Origin of the sequence: Maritalea porphyrae (assembly GCF_027213965.1) — a bacterium.
In the GTDB taxonomy this organism is placed as follows: domain Bacteria; phylum Pseudomonadota; class Alphaproteobacteria; order Rhizobiales; family Devosiaceae; genus Maritalea; species Maritalea porphyrae_A.
In genome coordinates this window covers 432,483-450,734 of sequence record NZ_JAPWGX010000001.1, presented here as the reverse complement: position 1 = coordinate 450,734, position 18,252 = coordinate 432,483, and the positions used below count along the sequence as shown (strand labels likewise).

Annotated in this window: 16 protein-coding genes; 12 read left to right on the top strand and 4 right to left on the bottom strand. The window is 50.5% G+C overall.

Annotated elements, in window-relative coordinates; genetic code table 11:
* Positions 1–53: 53 nt before the first annotated feature.
* From O4H47_RS02480 to O4H47_RS02435, 10 genes are all read left to right on the top strand, one after another.
* Entirely contained in the window at positions 54–941 is an 888-nt protein-coding gene (locus O4H47_RS02480; RefSeq protein WP_269392353.1) for a carbohydrate ABC transporter permease, read from the top strand.
* Position 942: 1 nt separating this feature from the next.
* The gene (locus tag O4H47_RS02475) at positions 943–1,791 is read left to right on the top strand and encodes a carbohydrate ABC transporter permease (RefSeq protein WP_269392352.1); all 849 of its coding nucleotides are present in this window, start codon (positions 943–945) and stop codon (positions 1,789–1,791) included.
* A gap of 8 nt (positions 1,792–1,799) precedes the next feature.
* Positions 1,800–3,173, top strand: coding sequence for an alpha-glucosidase/alpha-galactosidase (locus tag O4H47_RS02470; RefSeq protein WP_269392351.1), 1,374 nt, complete (start codon positions 1,800–1,802; stop codon positions 3,171–3,173).
* Complete coding sequence (locus O4H47_RS02465; RefSeq protein WP_269392350.1) at positions 3,170–4,885, top strand: IlvD/Edd family dehydratase; 1,716 nt, start codon at positions 3,170–3,172, stop codon at positions 4,883–4,885. Before O4H47_RS02470 ends, O4H47_RS02465 begins: the two co-directional genes overlap by 4 nt.
* Positions 4,885–5,655, top strand: coding sequence for an SDR family NAD(P)-dependent oxidoreductase (locus tag O4H47_RS02460; RefSeq protein WP_269392349.1), 771 nt, complete (start codon positions 4,885–4,887; stop codon positions 5,653–5,655). Before O4H47_RS02465 ends, O4H47_RS02460 begins: the two co-directional genes overlap by 1 nt.
* Positions 5,656–5,659: 4 nt before the next feature.
* Entirely contained in the window at positions 5,660–6,577 is a 918-nt protein-coding gene (locus O4H47_RS02455; RefSeq protein ID WP_269392348.1) for a 2-dehydro-3-deoxygalactonokinase, read from the top strand.
* Positions 6,577–7,182: a 2-dehydro-3-deoxy-6-phosphogalactonate aldolase gene (locus O4H47_RS02450; protein ID WP_269392347.1), complete on the top strand. Its 606-nt coding sequence runs from the start codon at positions 6,577–6,579 to the stop codon at positions 7,180–7,182. Before O4H47_RS02455 ends, O4H47_RS02450 begins: the two co-directional genes overlap by 1 nt.
* Positions 7,182–8,033, top strand: coding sequence for an SMP-30/gluconolactonase/LRE family protein (locus O4H47_RS02445; RefSeq protein ID WP_269392818.1), 852 nt, complete (start codon positions 7,182–7,184; stop codon positions 8,031–8,033). Before O4H47_RS02450 ends, O4H47_RS02445 begins: the two co-directional genes overlap by 1 nt.
* Positions 8,034–9,950, top strand: coding sequence for a beta-galactosidase (locus tag O4H47_RS02440; protein WP_269392346.1), 1,917 nt, complete (start codon positions 8,034–8,036; stop codon positions 9,948–9,950).
* A gap of 63 nt (positions 9,951–10,013) precedes the next feature.
* Complete coding sequence (locus O4H47_RS02435) at positions 10,014–11,051, top strand: asparaginase (protein WP_269392345.1); 1,038 nt, start codon at positions 10,014–10,016, stop codon at positions 11,049–11,051.
* 7 nt (positions 11,052–11,058) lie between these two features.
* On the opposite strand, the gene O4H47_RS02430 is transcribed toward O4H47_RS02435, so the two are convergent.
* Together O4H47_RS02430 and O4H47_RS02425 are read right to left on the bottom strand one after the other, a co-directional pair.
* Positions 11,059–12,399, bottom strand: coding sequence for a TIGR03808 family TAT-translocated repetitive protein (locus tag O4H47_RS02430; protein WP_269392344.1), 1,341 nt, complete (start codon positions 12,397–12,399; stop codon positions 11,059–11,061).
* An 86-nt stretch (positions 12,400–12,485) separates the two neighbouring features.
* Positions 12,486–12,812 carry a YbjQ family protein gene (locus O4H47_RS02425; RefSeq protein WP_269392343.1) on the bottom strand — a complete coding sequence of 109 codons (327 nt, stop codon included), beginning with the start codon at positions 12,810–12,812 and terminating at the stop codon, positions 12,486–12,488.
* 179 nt (positions 12,813–12,991) lie between these two features.
* Between O4H47_RS02425 and O4H47_RS02420 the strand changes: the two genes are divergently transcribed.
* A complete protein-coding gene (locus tag O4H47_RS02420) occupies positions 12,992–14,542 on the top strand; it encodes a helicase HerA-like domain-containing protein (RefSeq protein ID WP_269392342.1) in 1,551 nt (516 codons plus the stop codon).
* 35 nt (positions 14,543–14,577) lie between these two features.
* Positions 14,578–15,114, top strand: coding sequence for a hypothetical protein (locus O4H47_RS02415; RefSeq protein WP_269392341.1), 537 nt, complete (start codon positions 14,578–14,580; stop codon positions 15,112–15,114).
* Between the two features lie 19 nt (positions 15,115–15,133).
* Here the strand turns inward: O4H47_RS02415 and O4H47_RS02410 are convergent, their stop codons facing one another.
* Positions 15,134–15,670, bottom strand: a complete 537-nt coding sequence (locus tag O4H47_RS02410) for a response regulator (protein WP_269392340.1) — start codon at positions 15,668–15,670, stop codon at positions 15,134–15,136.
* 195 nt (positions 15,671–15,865) lie between these two features.
* Complete coding sequence (locus tag O4H47_RS02405) at positions 15,866–18,157, bottom strand: arginine/lysine/ornithine decarboxylase (protein ID WP_269392339.1); 2,292 nt, start codon at positions 18,155–18,157, stop codon at positions 15,866–15,868.
* Positions 18,158–18,252 lie beyond the last annotated feature (95 nt).

Below are 18,252 nucleotides of genomic sequence, written 5' to 3'. Positions count from 1 at the left end.
GCGCCATAGGTGCGCGGGAACCTCAGCTCACCCCATTTACTGGACGTGTCGCCATGCAAGCTTTCTGGAAGAAAAACCAACAATCTATTGCCCCTTGGCTGTTTTTATTGCCCGGCATTGCGATGTTTCTACTCTACGTCGTTTACCCAATCTTTGGGTCCATTCAGATCAGCTTTTTCGATTGGGACGGCTTGGGCGAAAAAACCTGGGTGGGCATGGGCAACTATGTTGAACTGCTCGATGATGAAGCGTTCTATACCTCGCTGAAAAACAACATCCTGTGGCTAGTGCTGTACCTTTTGGCCATTCCAGCGGGCCTGTTTGTTGCGCTGTTCCTCAATCAAACAGTGCGCGGCATTCGAATTTATAAGTCTTTGTTTTTCTTCCCTTTCGTGATTTCTCAAGTGGTGGTCGGCCTTGTTTTTTCTTGGTTTTACGATCCAAACTTTGGTCTCTTGAACGTTGCGCTTGGCGCGATTGGGCTTGAACCCATTGCTGTCCTTGCTGACGAACGTTTTGTGACCTACGGCATCATCGTCGCTGGCCTTTGGCCACAAACCGCCTATTGCATGATCCTGTATTTAACCGGTTTAAATGCTGTTGACCCTGAACAGATTGAAGCCGCGCGGCTAGACAATGCGAAGGGCTGGAAAATGCTCTGGTACATCATTTTGCCTCAACTGCGTCCGGCGACATTTATCGCGATGGTCGTAACCATCATTGGGGCGCTGCGCTCTTTCGATTTGGTTTCCATCATGACTGATGGTGGCCCATGGGGATCATCTCGCGTGCTTGCCTTCTTTATGTACGAGCAAGCCTTCTCAGAATATGGCTTCCGCATGGGCTATGGCGCAGCAATTGCTGTGGTGCTGTTCATGATCATGATGGTTTATATTTCCGGGTTCTTATACAAAATGTACCGCGACGAGAGAGGGCACTAAGATGTTTCCAACACCCGTTGAAAAAACCTCTGCGAAAGTGCGCATCGGCTATCAAGTGGCTCTGCCCATCGCGTTGATTTTGTGGCTTTTGCCGCTTATTGCGGTGGCGCTAACTTCCATCCGATCGGCAGGCGATATTAACGCGGGCAACTATTGGGGATGGCCGTCTTCGTTCAACCTCGTTGAAAACTACACGGCGATCTTCACCAACACGCCAATTGGGCAATATCTGCTCAATAGCTTCAAGGTAACCATTCCCACGGTAATCGGTGCTGTCGCTCTGTCGTGCATGACCGGCTTTGCCCTCGCTGTTTATAAGTTCAAAAGCAGCCTGCCGATTTTCTTTCTGTTTGTCGCTGGAAACTTCGTGCCGTTCCAAATTTTGATGGTGCCGGTGCGTGATTTGACACTGCACATGGGCGTCTACAACACCTGGCAGGGGCTGGCCTTGTTCCATATTGCGTTCCAAACCGGGTTCTGCACTTTGTTTATGCGCAATTTCATCAAGGCGTTGCCGTTCGAGCTAATCGAGGCGGCGCGTGTAGAAGGCGTCTCAGAAATTCGTATCTTTTGGTATGTGGTTCTACCCCTGATGAAACCGGCGATCGCAGCACTTGCTGTGCTGATTTTTACGTTCATCTGGAACGACTATTTCTGGGCAACGGTGTTGACGCAAGGTGCTGACAATCAACCCATCACCGCCGGCCTATACTCCCTCAACGGCCAATGGGTTTCCTCCTGGCACCTTGTGTCTGCAGGCTCAATTGTGGCGGCACTGCCACCGGTTGCCATGTTCTTTTTGATGCAAAAACACTTCATCGCTGGCTTGACGCTCGGCGCTGTTAAGTAGGACTTACCATGACGAAAAAAATTGCCTTCATTGGTGCGGGCTCCACCATTTTCATGAAAAATATCATTGGTGACGCCTTGCATTATGCTGCCCTCAGCGATGCGCATATCGCTCTGATGGATATCGACCAAACACGATTGGATGAATCTGCGCTGGTGGCCAACAAGATGATTTCATCTTTGGGCGTAAGTGCAACCGTTACGACCCACACAAACCAACGTGAAGCGCTGATGGATGCAGATTTTGTGGTCGTCGCGTTCCAGATCGGCGGCTATGATCCTTGTACCATTACGGATTTTGAGATCCCCAAAAAGCACGGCTTGCGCCAAACAATTGCTGACACGCTTGGCATTGGCGGCATCATGCGTGGATTGCGCACTGTGCCTCATCTATGGGCGATTTGCGAGGATATGCGTATTGTTTGCCCGGATGCGTTGATGCTCAATTATGTAAACCCGATGGCGATCAATATGTGGGCGATTGCGGCAAAATATCCCGACATTAAACATGTGGGGCTCTGCCATTCGGTGCAAGGCACGGCAAAGGAATTGGCCACAGATTTGGGCATTGACCCTGAAAGCTTGCGCTATCGTTGTGCAGGCATCAACCACATGGCCTACTTCCTCAATTTTGAGCAACGCCAGCCAAACGGAACCTATGAAGACCTTTACCCTGCATTGCGTAAGGGCTACGCCAATGGTTCGCTAAAACCAAAGACAAATCCTGATCAGCCACGGTGCCCGAACCTAGTTCGCTACGAAATGCTCAATCGCGTCGGCTACTTCGTGACCGAGAGTTCAGAGCATTTTGCTGAATACACCCCGTACTTCATCAAGAATGGCCGTGATGATCTTATCGAGCGATTTGGCATTCCGCTGGACGAATATCCCAAACGTTGCGTGGAGCAGGTTGAGGGCTGGAAAGCCCAAGCCGAAGCGTTCAAAAATGCGGACAAGATTGAGGTGTGTAAATCACACGAATATGCCGCCACCATTATGAATGCTATCGCCACGGGGGAACCCGCGGTGATCTACGGCAATGTGGCAAATGATGGCTTTATTCCCCAATTGCCAGACGGCTGTGCGGTTGAAGTGCCATGTCTGGTGGACGCCAACGGCATCCAACCAACCGTTGTAACCGACATTCCTCCACAGCTGATTGCGCTGATGCGCACCAATATCAATGTGCAGGAATTGACGGTTGCCGCTTTAATCAATCAAGATATTGACCATATTTATCATGCAGCCATGTTGGACCCGCACACAGCGGCAGAGCTTGATTTAGATACTATTTGGGCCATGACATCTGAATTGCTTGAAGCCCATGCAAACTGGCTACCAACTTGGATTGCTGAACAGTTTAAAAAGAAAGATTCCGCGTGACCGATAAAAAGAACCGTCGCAGCCAAGCTTGGTATGGCAAACTCGATAAAGACGGCTTTATCCATCGCTCTTGGATGAAAAATCAAGGCTTTCCAGATCACGTGTTTGATGGTCGTCCGATCATTGGCATTTGCAATACCTGGTCCGAACTAACCCCCTGCAATTCGGGATTGCGGGTGTTGGCTGAGGCGGTGAAACGCGGCGTTTGGGAGGCTGGTGGCTTCCCCGTCGAGTTTCCCGTCATGAGCCTTGGCGAAACGCAAATGAAGCCAACGGCCATGTTGTTCCGCAACTTGTTGGCGATGGATGTTGAAGAAAGCATCCGAGCGTACGGTATCGATGGTGTAGTGCTTTTGGGCGGTTGCGACAAAACCACCCCAGGTCAATTGATGGGCGCGGCCTCTGTCGACCTACCCACCATTGTGGTTAGTTCCGGCCCCATGCTCAATGGCAAATATAAAGGCGAAGACATAGGCTCAGGCACTGATGTTTGGAAATTCTCAGAGGCTGTTCGCGCTGGTGATATGACCTTGCAGGACTTTATGGCCGCTGAAAGCGGCATGTCCCGCTCAGCAGGCGTGTGCATGACGATGGGCACCGCCTCCACCATGGCTTCAATTGTTGAGGCGATGGGCATGAGCTTGCCCACAAACGCGGCTTTGCCAGCAGTTGACGCGCGCCGCACATCGTTGGCGCATCTTACGGGCAAGCGCATTGTTGAAATGGTCGAAGAAGATTTGGTGATGTCCAAAGTGGTCACCAAAAACAGCTTTGAAAATGCTATTTTGGCCAATGCGGCGGTCGGTGGCTCCACCAACGCCGTGGTGCATTTGTTGGCGATGGCCGGACGGGTTGGTGTTGATCTGAACCTAAAGGACTTCGAACTGGGCAGCGATGTACCACTTCTGGTCAATTGTATGCCTTCAGGTAAATACCTGATGGAAGATTTTTGCTATGCTGGCGGCATGCCCGTTGTGCTCAAGGAACTGGGTGATCAGTTGCGCCCCGCCAACACGGTGCTCAATAAAGATATATCAGTGTTTGCGGATGGCGCTGAGTGCTTCAACCGCGACGTCATTTATGCATACGATGCACCGCTAAAACCGGCATCCGGTCTGCGCGTATTGCGCGGCAATCTCGCGCCCAATGGCGCGATCATAAAACCATCAGCTGCAACAGACGCCTTGTTGGAGCATGAGGCTGAAGCCTATGTTTTTGACAGCATTGAAGATTTGAAAGCCAACATCGATCGTCCAGATTTGCCGGTGACCAAAGACACGATTTTGGTGCTAAAAGGCTGTGGGCCAAAAGGCTACCCGGGCATGCCCGAAGTTGGCAATATGCCCATACCGCAAGTTTTGGTTGAAAAAGGCGTGCGCGATATGGTGCGTATTTCAGATGCGCGCATGTCCGGTACTGCGTTTGGAACCGTCATCCTGCATGTCAGCCCAGAAGCTCAAGCCGGTGGTACACTGGCACTCGTACAAACAGGTGATCGTATTCGTGTCAGCGCATCAAAAGGTGAACTGGAACTGCTTGTAGACGAAGCAGAACTGGAAACGCGCCGCGCGGCTTGGCAACCAGATCAACCCCACTATGATCGTGGCTATGCAAAACTCTATATCGATCATGTTTTGCAGGCCGATAAAGGCGCGGATTTAGATTTCTTGGTCGGCAAAGATACACGTCCAGTCACAAGGGAAAGCCACTAATGAGTGAGAATGTCACTTTTCATGACCTTAAGGGGCAAAGCGTGTTCATCACCGGCGGTGGTTCGGGCATTGGGGCTTCTTTGACGGAAGGTTTTCTGCAGCAAGGCGCGAATGTGGCCTTTGTACAGCGTTCAGACGCAAGCGAATTTGCAGACGAGATGGGCAAAAAATACAACAATAAGCCCTTGTTTATCAAATGTGACATCACCGATATTCCCTCTTTGCGCTACGCAATGAAAGAGGCGGCAAAAGCATTTGGCCCAATCACGGTGATGGTCAACAATGCGGCGAACGACAAGCGGCATAGTCTTGAAGGCTATACGGTTGAAGAATGGGACTTGGCGATGGACGTCAATTTGCGTCCGCACTATTTTACGGCCCAAGCGGTTGCTAAAGACATGGCCAATTCCGGTGGCGGGTCGATCATCAATTTCTCATCGATTTCCTATATGATGGGCAATGCTGGCTACACGTCCTATGTAACATCCAAAGCAGGCATAACGGGACTTACGCGGGCACTGGCGCGCGAATTGGGTCCAGACAATATTCGGGTGAATGCCTTGTTGCCCGGTTGGGTTTTGACTGAGCGACAATTGGACAAATGGGCCACACCTGAAGATTTGGCTTCTCACTTGGCCAAACAGTGCATTAAAGAACACTTAGTGCCAGACGATATTGTCGACGCAACGCTTTTTTTGGCGTCAAAAGCGAGCCGCATGATGACCGGGCAAGCAATGGTTGTTGATGGCGGCGTCGTGGTAACAGGATAAGATGATGAACAATAAAATTGAATGGATCGCATTGGATTGGGGCACCACCCATTTTCGGGCTTGGGCAATGGGTGCTGGTGGCAAAGTGCTTGATCAGGTCAAATCAGATCAAGGCATGGGCAGCCTGACGCAAGACCAGTTTGAACCAATCTTTTTGTCCCACGTGCAGCCTTGGCTTGAAGGGCGCACTCATCCGCTCAGTGCTTTTGCTTGCGGTATGGTGGGGTCGAAACAAGGCTGGATTGAAGCTGAATATATTGCGACACCTTGCGCACCGCCGCGCAACGAACAATTGGTTCAGGCGCCAATTTCAGATCCGCGTATCCAAGTGTTCATTGTCCCCGGCCTTTCACAGTTTAAACCCGCTGATGTTATGCGCGGCGAAGAAACGCAAATCGCTGGCTTCTTGGCCAGCATGCCAAATTTTGACGGGGTGGCTTGTTTGCCCGGCACCCATTCCAAATGGGTGTCGATCTCTAAAGGTGTGGTCAAGCATTTCACCACCTTTATGACAGGCGAAATGTTTGGCCTTTTGTCCAAAAAATCTGTGCTGCGTCATTCTGTGGCCGGTCGTGGCTGGGACAATGCGGCATTTATCGCAGGCGTCAAACTGTCCATGGACACGCCTGAATCAACTGCCCAAGAACTATTTGCCATCCGGCCACAATCCATGTTGCACGGGCTGCCCGCCAACGAAGCGCGGGCCAGACTTTCAGGCCTATTGATCGGCGCAGAATTGCGCGCCACAGAGCATTTGTGGTCATCTCGCGATGTTTGCATCATCGGGGACCCAAAACTTACAGAGCACTACAACAAAGCGCTCGAGTTTTACAATTGTAAGGCGACCATTGCTGATGGTGATATGATGACCCTTGGCGGCTTGCATGCAACAGCTGTTTCAGCCATGGAGCAGGCGTCTTAATGGCCAGAAAAATCATCGCTATCTTGCGCGGCATTAAGCCCGAAGAAGCCGTAGCACTAACGCGCGAAATCATTGATGCTGGCATCACATTAATTGAAGTGCCGCTCAACTCTCCCCAACCGTTTGATAGCATAAGTGCCATGCGCCACGCTTTTGATGGGGTTGCACAAATTGGCGCCGGGACCGTGCTCACCTTGGCCGATGTTGCCGCGCTTAAAGCCGCCAACGGACAATTTGTCGTTTCGCCTGATTGCAATGTTGAGGTCATCAAAGCCACCAAAGCCGCCGGCATGAATTCATACCCGGGTGTTTTCACCGCTACTGAATGCTTCGCGGCCATCCATGCGGGGGCAGATGGGTTGAAACTATTCCCCGCGAGCGTTTTGGGTACAAGCGGCCTGAAAGCATTGCGCGCTGTTTTGCCGTCCACCATTGACGCTTACGCAGTTGGCGGGGCGGGGCCAGACAATTTTGACCAATGGCACATAGCTGGCGCAAACGGCTTTGGCATCGGCACCGCAATTTATAAACCTGGTGATGACGCGGCGACGGTACGCGCAAAAGCCGACGCGATTGTTGCTGCCTACGACAAGGTGTATGGGTGATGCAGATTGAGGTTTTGGATGATCACAAATGCTCTTTGGGGGAGGGGCCGCTTTGGCATCCCAAAACCGGAGATTTCTTTTGGTTCGACATCGACAAAAAACTCCTTTTGAAACGTTCCGGCACAAGCACGGCACAAATACAGTTTGACCGGCATGTTTCAGCCGCTGGCTGGCTAGATGAGCAAAATTTGCTGGTTGCGGACGAATTTGGCTTATTCCAGTTTAATCATCTGACCAAAGAAGAAACACGCATTGCTGACATAGAGAATGACAATCCCATCACCCGCTCAAACGATGGGCGCGCTGATCCGTTCGCAGGATTTTGGATTGGCACCATGGGCAAAAATGCTGAACCAGAATCAGGTGCGATCTATCGCTACTACCGTGGTGAGGTGCGCCAACTATTTGACAAGATTAGTATTTCCAACTCGATCTGTTTTTCACCAGATGGCGAATATGCCTATTTCACGGACACTGTGACCAAAAAAATCATGCGCCAGGCGCTGGATAAAGTACACGGTTGGCCAGTCGGTGAGGCGGAGTTGTTTGCCGATTTGAGCGGAGATAACCTCAATCCAGATGGCTCGATTGTCGACGCAAATGGCAACCTTTGGAATGCCCAGTGGGGGGCGGGACGTGTCGCACAATATGCCAAAGATGGTTCATTTTTGCGCGCCATTGAGTTCCCTGCCAGCCAAATCACTTGCCCCGCATTTGGCGGTGACAATCTGGACCAACTCATTGTCACATCCGCAAAAATCGGTTTGGGCGACAAAGAAGAACTTGCAGGCTGCACGTTCAGCGTTAGTCTGAACGTCAAAGGCCAAAACGAACATCAAGTGGTGCTTTAAATGACCATAAACCGCGCACTCGGCACTTGCTATTACCCTGAACAGTGGCCCCGCGAACAGTGGGAACAAGACGCCAAACGCATGGCAGAGTTGGGTCTAAAATGGGTGCGCATTGGTGAATTTGCATGGAGCCGGATTGAGCCAGAGCATGGCTCTTTTGAATGGGATTGGCTTGATCAAGTAATTGAAATATTGGGCCAAAATGACTTGAAGGTCGTGTTAGGTACGCCGACAGCAACCCCGCCTCGGTGGATGATTGACCGTCATCCTGACATTTATGCAGCAGATAAAAACGGCAATCCACGCAAGTTCGGCTCACGCCGCCACTATTGTTTTTCGCACCTTGGCTATCGCGCGGAATGTGAGCGCATCGTCGAGTTTTTGGCGAAACGCTACGGGCAAAATCCACACGTTGCTGCATGGCAAACCGACAATGAATATGGTTGTCACGACACAACAATTTCCTATTCGGAAGCGGCATTGCACGCTTTTTGGCAATGGTGCGAAGAACGCTACGGCACGATTGAAGCGCTCAATGAGGCTTGGGGAAACGTCTTTTGGTCGATGGAATATAGTTCGTTTGAACAAATTGACTTGCCCAACCTAACCGTGACCGAAGCTAATCCAGTTCATTGCATGGCGTTTCGGCGGTTTTCGTCTGATCAAGTGGTCAGCTTCAATCAACTGCAAACTGAAGTGATCAAGCGCTACAGCGGTGCGCCCATCGCTCATAACTATATGGGGCGTATAACAGAATTTGATCACTTTGAAGTTGGCGAAGACTTAGAAATCGCCAGCTGGGACAGCTACCCGCTCGGCTTTTTGGAAGACCGCATAGATGCTGATGAAACTTTCAAGCATGATCACGCACGTCAGGGTCACCCCGATTTTCAGGCCTTTCATCACGATCTCTACCGCGCCGTCGGCAAGGGCCGTTGGTGGGTGATGGAGCAACAACCAGGTCCAGTCAACTGGGCACCATATAACCCAGCACCTTTGCCCGGCATGGTACGGCTTTGGACATGGGAGGCTTTTGCCCATGGCGCTGAAAACGTTATGTATTTTCGCTGGCGGCAAGCCCCATTTGCGCAAGAGCAAATGCATTCGGGCCTGTTGCGCCCTGATAGTGAAGTTGCCCCAGCCTTTGATGAAGCAAGTCAAGTTGCATCGGAGCTTGAGGCTTTGGCTGAAGACGACAATGTTCAAGCCAAAGTGGCCTTGGTGTTTGATTATCAAAGCGCTTGGGCCACAGACATTCAGCCTCAAGGCAAACATTGCCACTACTTCGACTTGGTGTTTGACCACTATCGTGCAGCCCGAAAACTGGGCCTATCAATCGATATTATCTCGCCAACTTGTGCGGATTTGAGCGGCTACGAGCTGTTGATGATACCGGGGTTGATGACGTTGAGCGCTCCATTGCGCGCAGCTATTGAAGGTTTTGTTGGGCTTGTGCTGGCGGGGCCGCGTACGAACGCAAAGACAGCTGAATTCTCCATTCCTTTGCCATTACCCCCAAATTTACCGGGCTTAAACGCAACAATTGAGTATGTAGAAAGCTTGCGCCAAACCGCTAAGGTGCCACTAACTATACCCGGCAATTTCATAAAATGGCGCGAACAGCTTGCAACGACTGGCCAAATTGTGGCCACCACAACCGACGGTGAGCCCGCGATCATTGAACACGGCAATATCCAATATGTCGCTGGTTGGGGGGATCAAGAAGTATTGGTGTATTTGCTCGAAAACATGTGCGCAAAACGCAAAGTTGCGACCGAGAAAATGCCAAACAGCGTTCGCCGTCGCGACACAAAGAATCATCGCTTCTATTTCAACTACGCCAACCAACAGCGTACCATCGCGGATCGCATGATTGAGCCAGCAGGTGTGATTTGGGTCGAGCACATATCAACCTAAGAGCTATTTCCCCTTTATGGTTTCTCTGCTAGTGAGCAAGAAACGAAATTGGGGATCAACGTGATGAGTGAGCAATCCAACATGGCAGCAAATCCAATACTTGCAGAATTCGTGCGCGGCAATATGGTTGAAAACAAGCACCGTGGCGCCTTCTGTGTTGTCGATGAACATGGCAAAGTGATTGCCAGCGCTGGCGAAGTTGATGCAATGATTTATCCGCGATCTGCCATTAAGTCATTGCAAGCATTGGCTCTTTTTCAAAGCGGCGCAGTCGAGAAATTTGAACTCTCAGACCAAGACCTAGCTTTGGCATGTGCATCCCACAAGGGTGAGGAATTTCATGTTCAGGGTGTCTCTACATTCTTAGCAAAAATCGGCATGACCGCAGCAGATTTGGAATGCGGCGCACATGCCCCATTTGGCAAAGAAGCGCGAAAGTTGCTTCGAAATTCGGGTCAGCAGCCCACAGCATTGCACAATAATTGTTCGGGCAAACACACCGGGATGTTGGCGGTAGCCAAAGCGCTTGGCGTTGATCCAAAAGGGTACATTGAGCGCGAACATCCAGTACAAGTGTTGGTGCGCGAGTGTGTTGAAAGGGTGTTGGAAGTGCCCCTTACACCCGACCATTGCGGGCGCGACGGATGCTCAATTCCAACTTGGGGTGCACCGCTCAAATCTTTTGCTCATGCATTTGCGAAAATGTCTTCAGGGTCCAATGCACTTCCTGCCATTTATGCAGCTGCTGGAGATCGACTATTCAACGCAGCGGCCAGCAATGCAGAACTGGTTTCGGGCACCAATGGCTTTGATACAGACGCGATGAAAGCATTTGCGGGTGATTTGATGCTGAAGGTGGGCGCGGATGGTGTGTTTTGTGGCGCACTACGTAGTCGCAACTGGGGTTTTGCCCTCAAGTGCGACGATGGCAACATGGATGCAGCACACGCGATTGTAGCCGGACTTTTAAGCGCGATCGGTGGAAACTCAGAAAAAGTCGAGGCGGTGCTTAGCGCGCAAAAGGCTCAAATTACCAAGAATTGGCGTGGTTTTGAGGTTGGGCACATGCAATCATCTGGCGAAATTGTCAGCTACTTCTAAACGCGAACTAGTTGAATTGGTTGTCCGAAACACTGATCAGCGGATATTTGTCCGCTGATTTTTGCAAGTCCAACTCAGCAATGTCATCCCAAAGGGCACCAACGATAGCTGCCTTTTTCACACCGCTTATCTGATTGTTTTTTACCTGAGCAGCACCGATCCCTTTGGCCAGTGATACATAAACCCCATAATCGACTTCACGGATTAAGTTGTCGGTAACCGAGATGTTGCGCATATAGGGTCCCCAACCAGCAGCAATGCCGCTGCCTGGAACATTTTCAACAATATTGCCATCCACCACGATGTCCGCTTCAACGCCAATGCCAACAGGCACAGTATCTGGGTTGTTGGGGCTGGTTTTCCAAATGTTGCGCACGATATTATTGGCGCAAACTGCCAGGTGTCCACCATCATTCCAGTTGGTAATGGATATGCCTTGGGCCGCCCCATCAACGATATTTTGGGCGACAATTGAGCCGGAAAAGTCAAATTCAGAAAAGATCGCTACTTCAGATAAATTACGGCAGTTGTTGCCAATAATTTGGCAGTTTACGGTGCCATTCGCTCGAATGGCTGAGAAGGCACAATCCGTAATGACATTGTTGGCAACAATAACGTCCGCCGAACGAAAAACATTGATACCATTGCCATATTGGCCGTTGCCACCGTTGCGCCAATTGATGTTTTTAATGTGATTTCCAGTAACGATTGAACCATCGTGGCCATTGTCGTTCCGCCAAACCAATATGCCATTGTTTTCGCATCCATCAATTGTGTTGTTGATGATGGAAAGCCCTGTTGCGTCAGTTGATGCAATCGCAGCGCCGGCAATGTCAGTGAGTTGGTTTTGTGCTAACGATCCGCTGGTCGCATAGAGTGAAATGCCGTTTGACGACGACTTTTCAAACCGGCACTCTGAGACCAGAACATCGGCGCAGTTGACCAAATCTAATAGGCCAAAGCCGCCCGAAGTGCTGGCGCTGCCCACGCCAATAAATGTCACGTTTTCTATGCTGATGTTTTGCGCATTTTGGCCGCTAAGTATGGGTTTGTCGGCATAAGCGCGCAGTTTTGTTTGCCCACGCACCCCCATAATGGATATATTTGAAGGCAAGGTGATATTGCCGACCACATATTCTCCGGCGGGAAGAAATAAAGGTTGCCCAAGCGCGCTTGCGCGTTCAAGCAATGTCCTCAACTGCTCACCCACATCGCTACCAGAGTTCGCAACGAGCCCGTTTGCCCCTGCATCCAAAGCACCAAACTGTGCCACAACACCTGCACCGCTCAGCAGTGCGGAGCTCGCTCCAATGCCCGTTGATGTCAAAAGTCTGCGTCGCGAAATCATGCGTTGGGTCTCCATCTTTGCCAGTTATTGACCATCAAACGTCTCAAGGCGCAATCAAAGCTTTGAGTTGGCGTTAATGCCAAGGTTTAGAGTTTGCGCAATCGCACGGCGGTGCCCGAACAGGTTACCATAAGCATTGCTCCGCGAGAGCCAACAGTTTCATAGTCCAGATCAATACCCACAACAGCATCAGCCCCCATCATACGAGCGCGATCCGTCATTTCTTCAAGGGCTGCCTTGCGGGATTTTGCCAAGGTTTCTTCGTATGCGCCGGACCGGCCGCCAATATAGTCCGTCACGGTTGCCATAAAATCACGGATAATGTTTGCGCCCAGAATGGTTTCGCCCATCACGATACCCAGGTATTCAGTGACCTCAAATCCCTGCAGCGAGTCAGTGGTTGTTGTTAGCATGTTGCCCCCAAAATATAATTTATTCATCCGCAGATAGGGATAAACAAGACATAATCCAAGCCTTGGCTTCAATTAGTTCTGTTAAAAACCCACTATTACTGCCACAAGATGCGCATAATCTATTGAGATTGATCTATTGAGCGTCTTATATAGCCGCATAGCAACTACGAAGGGCCACAATGGAACGGTTTGTTGACGGCACGGTCTATTTGGGAACCAGCACCCAAGGCGAATATCTCAATCTAAAACTGGCTAACCGCCATGGGTTGATTACTGGCGCTACAGGCACAGGAAAGACTGTCAGCCTGCAAATTATGGCCGAAGGTTTCTCGCGCGCGGGTGTTCCTGTTTTTTGTGCCGACGTTAAGGGTGACCTTTCCGGCATTGCAATGGCTGGCGAAACCAAGGATTTCTTGGAAAGCCGAGCAACTGAAATTGGGTTTGGCGATTATACCTACGAAAGCTTTCCAACCATCTTTTGGGATTTGTTTGGCAAGCAAGGACACCCGATCCGTGCAACGATTTCGGACATGGGGCCGCTGTTGTTGTCGCGTTTGCTTGATCTTTCCGACGTACAAGAGGGTGTGTTGAATGTCGCCTTTGCGCTGGCAGACGACGAAGGCTTGCTGCTGCTGGACTTGAAAGATCTGCGCACATTGCTCGTTGAAATCGACGAACGCTCGGACGAGATTTCAAAAACCTATGGTCGAGTTTCACGTGCCTCTATTGGAGCCATTCAGCGTTCGCTGTTGGTGCTTGAACAGCAAGGTGCTGAGAACTTCTTTGGCGAGCGTGCCCTTGATATACAAGATTTGATGAAAGTGGATGAAGACGGACGCGGCTTCGTTTCTGTGCTGGCGGCAGACGAATTGATGCAGTCACCGCGCCTTTATGCAACATTCTTGCTGTGGCTGTTGTCTGAGCTATTTGAGGAATTGCCCGAGGTTGGTAACCCTGAAAAGCCGCATCTTGTGTTCTTTTTTGACGAAGCTCACCTGTTGTTTGATGATGCACCAAAGGCTCTGCTTGATAAAGTCGAGCAGGTCGTGAAATTGGTGCGCTCAAAGGGTGTTGGCGTTTACTTTGTGACACAGAACCCGCTTGATATTCCCGATCCAGTTTTGGCTCAACTTGGCAACCGGGTGCAGCATGCTTTGCGCGCTTATACGCCGCGCGAACAAAAAGCTGTGCGCACGGCGGCAGACACATTCCGTCCTAATCCAGATTTTGATACTGAGGAAGTTATCACCCAATTGGGCGTCGGCGAAGCGCTTGTTTCCACATTGGAAAAAAAGGGTGTGCCTTCCGTCGTTGGACGCACCATGATGCGGCCCCCATCTTCTAGAATGGCACCAATTACCCCAAAGGAACGCGCTGCAATTCTGCGCCTTAGTCCAATGGGAGACCTTTATAACGAGACCATTGATCGTGAATCAGCGGCTGAGGTGCTCGCTGAGCGCGCAGAGCAGCGCCAGCGTGAGGAAGAACGTCAGCTTGAGCGGGAAGAGCGCGAACGCGAAGACTATGGTCGTATGGGCCGTTCTCGCTCGGGGTATGAAGACAGCGTGCGCGATGATCGGCCAACCAGGCGGTCGCGGTCAAAGAAGCGCCCATCTACACGGCAAACGACAACAGAAAAAGCAATCAACAGTTTCGCAAGAACAGTTGCACGTCAGCTGGGCAACCAGTTGGTGCGTGGCATTCTTGGCAGTCTCAAGCGCGGTCGGTAGGTTTTAAATTGCTCAAAAGACGTTCAAAAAACAAAATGGCGAAGCTTGAATCTATCAGCAAGCCTGCCGGGTTTCTCGCTCCTGTTGGCCGAGCCAGCCAAAAGATTCACGTTGAAGAAGCGCACAGCTGTGGTGAATTCTTGGCGGGCAAAGGATCAGAAATTATCTGCACGGCACCAAACGGTGAAGTGGGGGTGGCTTTGATCGCTGGCGCTTTGGCGACAGGCGGTGAGGTGCAAGTATATTCAGATCCTGACCACAAAGGCATTACAAAGCCAGTGGGGGCGGAATGCATTCAAGTGGAAAAGGACGCCACACAAATATGTTTGGCCAAAATTGGCCACATGTGGGTGATGCCGCCTGCATTTGCCGACCTTGAACGTTATCTGAAAGTTTGGGTTATGTCAGGTTATCGCCCACTCGTTTGCTTGTCGCCCCGCGATGAGTTTTTGCTGTTGCGCGGTTTCGTGGAAGAAATCGTTTCAGCCGGTAGCCCCAAAGCCGCCGAACGCCTGATTTTTGCACGCTCGGCAAAAGAGGGCTGGGAAAAACTGTCCGAATTGTTGGATTAAGAACGGCAATAAACCGTTCCTAAACGTGCTCTGGATGTCGGGTTGGTTGGCGCTGCGCAAACAACTGCACCACATTGCTGGGCGTATCCTGCGCAGGACGTATAGTCTCTATGTAGGCGTCCACTCGCTTGGCAAGCGAGTTGTTGCGCACCGGAATGCGTCTAAATTTTGCCGGCAACGCCAAACGTGCGGTCACTCGTTCGCGAATGTAGGCGGGAGACATAGGCTTGACGATGACTTCATCGATTCCTGTGATGCCAATTTCGCGCTGCATATTTCGATCAATATTGCGGGTTAAAGCAACAATTTGCATGTTTTCTGTATGCATTTGCGGATTGGATTTCAGCGAAGACACCAACTGTGGGCAGCTCATATCGTTGAGCTGATAGTCGCATAACAGCAAATGGATGGGCGCAATACGCAGATAGATTTGCAACGCCTTGTGGGTTTCAAACACACGCACCCGCATATCTTGGCAATCGCGCAACATCATGGCGAGTATCGAGCTCAAAGCTCTATTTTGTGCAACAATACCAACTACTTTTAATGTACGCACCCAAATCACCTTCTTTAGTTAATGAAACATTAACATTGATGTTGTGGTGGTGAGAAGGAAAGAAATCACTTTCCCCAGTTTGCACAGAGGCACCTGGCTTGACATAGGCAACGCGTGCTAGATATTGATTGATTTAGACATGATAAACTCGCCCCAGCGTGAGGCCGGAACAAGTGGTATTAGCGAAGCTTAGAATCAAAGCGCAACGCAGTCGGCAAAATAGTTGATCACACCATCATCATCGCTCAGCTGCACAAGTCCATGAATGTCGGTTTCAAAGCCGGGGCACTCGCGTGCAAATTCGCGGTTGAATTTGAGATAGCTAACAATCTTTTCATTAAAGACTTCACCTGGGATCAACAGTGGAATGCCAGGCGGGTAGGGCGTGACCAAACTCGTTGTAATGCGGCCCTCCAATTCGTCAATCGGCACACGTTGTGTAGTGCGTTGGGCAATATGGGCAAAAGCGTCGCTGGGTTTCATGGCCGGTGTATGATCGCTCAAATACATGTCGGTAGACAAAACGGCTACGTCATATTTTGCGTAAAGAGCATGCACGTGTTGACAAAGATCCCGCAATCCCATGCGCTCGTAACGCGGATGCTTTGCACAGAACTCAGGCATTATACGCCACATGGGTTGGTTTTTATCGTAATCGTCTTTGAACTGCTGCAGCTCCGTCAGCAATGTATTCCATCGGCCCTTGGTAATGCCGATGGTGAACATGATGAAAAAGCTATAGAGCCCGGTCTTTTCCACGACCACACCATGCTCAACCAGATATTTGGTTACGATAGAGGCGGGAATGCCGGTTTCTTCAAAACGGCCATCCAAGTTTAGCCCAGGCGTAAGCAATGTCGCTTTGATCGGGTCCAGCATGTTGAAGCCGCGCGCCATGTCACCAAATGCGTGCCAAGAGTCTTCGCCGTCCGATTTTTGCACCCCTTCGGCGTCGGTTCTCTTGAGTACCCAATCCTGTGGGTCGCCAATACCTTCTTCCACAAGTTCGTCTGGCCCCCAAACTTGGAACCACCAATCCTGTGCGCCAAATTCATCGTCGACTTTGCGCATGGCACGTCGGAAATCCAAAGCTTCGGCTATGCTTTCTTCTACCAACGCGGTCCCACCCGGAGGTTCCATCATTGCTGCTGCCACATCACAGCTAGCGATAATGCTATACTGTGGGCTGGTGCTGGTGTGCATCAAATAGGCCTCGTTGAACAACGGCCGATCCAGTTTGGTTTCTTGTGCATCCTGCACAAGCACGTGGCTTGCTTGGCTAATGCCCGCCAAAAGCTTGTGAATGGATTGCGTCGCATAGGTCACAGAATTGACTGGCCGCGAGCGGTTCAACCCCATTGCATGGAAATTGCTATAGAAGGGATGAAACGCCGCGTGCGGTAGCCATGCTTCGTCAAAATGCAAGTTTTCCACATACCCGTCGAGCAAATCCTTGATGGTTTCTGTGTTATACAGCACCCCATCATAAGTGGACTGGGTGAGTGTCATTACACGTGGCTTGACCGTGTCTGCGTCCACACCCGATAGCAGCGGATTGGCGCGAATTTTGGCTTTGATAGCGTCAATTTCAAACTCTGACTGTTGAATAGGGCCGATAATACCATGGTGATTTCGCGTTGGTTTCAAGAATACGGGAATGGCCCCGGTCATGATGATCGCGTGCAAAATCGACTTGTGGCAATTGCGATCCACCACGACCACATCACCTGGCGCAACCGTGTGATGCCAAACAATCTTATTGCTGGTGCTGGTCCCATTGGTCACAAAGAAGCAATGATCAGCATTAAAAATGCGGGCTGCATTTCGTTCTGATGCGCCAATGGCGCCATTATGGTCCAGCAATTGGCCCAATTCTTCTACCGCATTACACACATCAGCCCGCAACATGTTTTCACCGTAGAACTGGTGATACATCTGCCCAATTGGGCTTTTCAAAAACGCTACCCCACCGGAATGGCCCGGGCAGTGCCAAGAGTAGGAGCCGTCCTCAGCATAATCCAACAATGCCTTGAAAAAGGGTGGCTGAATGCTTTCAAGGTAGTTCTTTGCTTCGCGAATAATGTGCCGTGCCACAAATTCGGGCGTGTCCTCAAACATGTGAATGAAGCCGTGTAATTCACGCAAAACATCATTTGGCAAATGGCGGCTGGTTTTGGTTTCACCATAAACATAAATCGGCACATCAGGGTTCTTCCAACGCACTTCTTCAATGAATTTGCGCAAGTTTAAAACCACAGGATCTAGTTCCGGTCCGGGGCTAAACTCTTCATCGTCAATAGACAGCAAGAAAGCGCTGGCGCGCGATTGCTGCTGCGCGAACTGGGAAAGATCACCGTAACTGGTAACTCCCACAACCTCAAAACCCTCAGTTTCAATGGCTTGTGCCATCGCACGGATTCCCATGCCAGAGTTATTGTCTGATCGAAAATCTTCATCGATGATGAAGATGGGAAAACGAAATCTCATAACTTGTCCTTACCAGAATTCAAGGTCGCAATTGCTCTAAATCACGCTTGCTTTTGTGGGATTCATATCATCAAACTCCAGCGGTTGGATAGTGC

Excerpts from the sequence above, each read along its gene's own strand:
- O4H47_RS02480 (WP_269392353.1), top strand. The coding sequence starts at position 54 with ATGCAAGCTTTCTGGAAGAAAAACCAACAATCTATTGCCCCTTGGCTG.
- O4H47_RS02475 (WP_269392352.1), top strand. The coding sequence starts at position 943 with ATGTTTCCAACACCCGTTGAAAAAACCTCTGCGAAAGTGCGCATCGGC.
- O4H47_RS02470 (WP_269392351.1), top strand. The coding sequence starts at position 1,800 with ATGACGAAAAAAATTGCCTTCATTGGTGCGGGCTCCACCATTTTCATG.
- O4H47_RS02460 (WP_269392349.1), top strand. The coding sequence starts at position 4,885 with ATGAGTGAGAATGTCACTTTTCATGACCTTAAGGGGCAAAGCGTGTTC.
- O4H47_RS02455 (WP_269392348.1), top strand. The coding sequence starts at position 5,660 with ATGAACAATAAAATTGAATGGATCGCATTGGATTGGGGCACCACCCAT.
- O4H47_RS02450 (WP_269392347.1), top strand. The coding sequence starts at position 6,577 with ATGGCCAGAAAAATCATCGCTATCTTGCGCGGCATTAAGCCCGAAGAA.
- O4H47_RS02445 (WP_269392818.1), top strand. The coding sequence starts at position 7,182 with ATGCAGATTGAGGTTTTGGATGATCACAAATGCTCTTTGGGGGAGGGG.
- O4H47_RS02440 (WP_269392346.1), top strand. The coding sequence starts at position 8,034 with ATGACCATAAACCGCGCACTCGGCACTTGCTATTACCCTGAACAGTGG.
- O4H47_RS02435 (WP_269392345.1), top strand. The coding sequence starts at position 10,014 with ATGAGTGAGCAATCCAACATGGCAGCAAATCCAATACTTGCAGAATTC.
- O4H47_RS02430 (WP_269392344.1), bottom strand. The coding sequence starts at position 12,399 with ATGATTTCGCGACGCAGACTTTTGACATCAACGGGCATTGGAGCGAGC.
- O4H47_RS02425 (WP_269392343.1), bottom strand. The coding sequence starts at position 12,812 with ATGCTAACAACAACCACTGACTCGCTGCAGGGATTTGAGGTCACTGAA.
- O4H47_RS02420 (WP_269392342.1), top strand. The coding sequence starts at position 12,992 with ATGGAACGGTTTGTTGACGGCACGGTCTATTTGGGAACCAGCACCCAA.
- O4H47_RS02415 (WP_269392341.1), top strand. The coding sequence starts at position 14,578 with ATGGCGAAGCTTGAATCTATCAGCAAGCCTGCCGGGTTTCTCGCTCCT.
- O4H47_RS02405 (WP_269392339.1), bottom strand. The coding sequence starts at position 18,157 with ATGAGATTTCGTTTTCCCATCTTCATCATCGATGAAGATTTTCGATCA.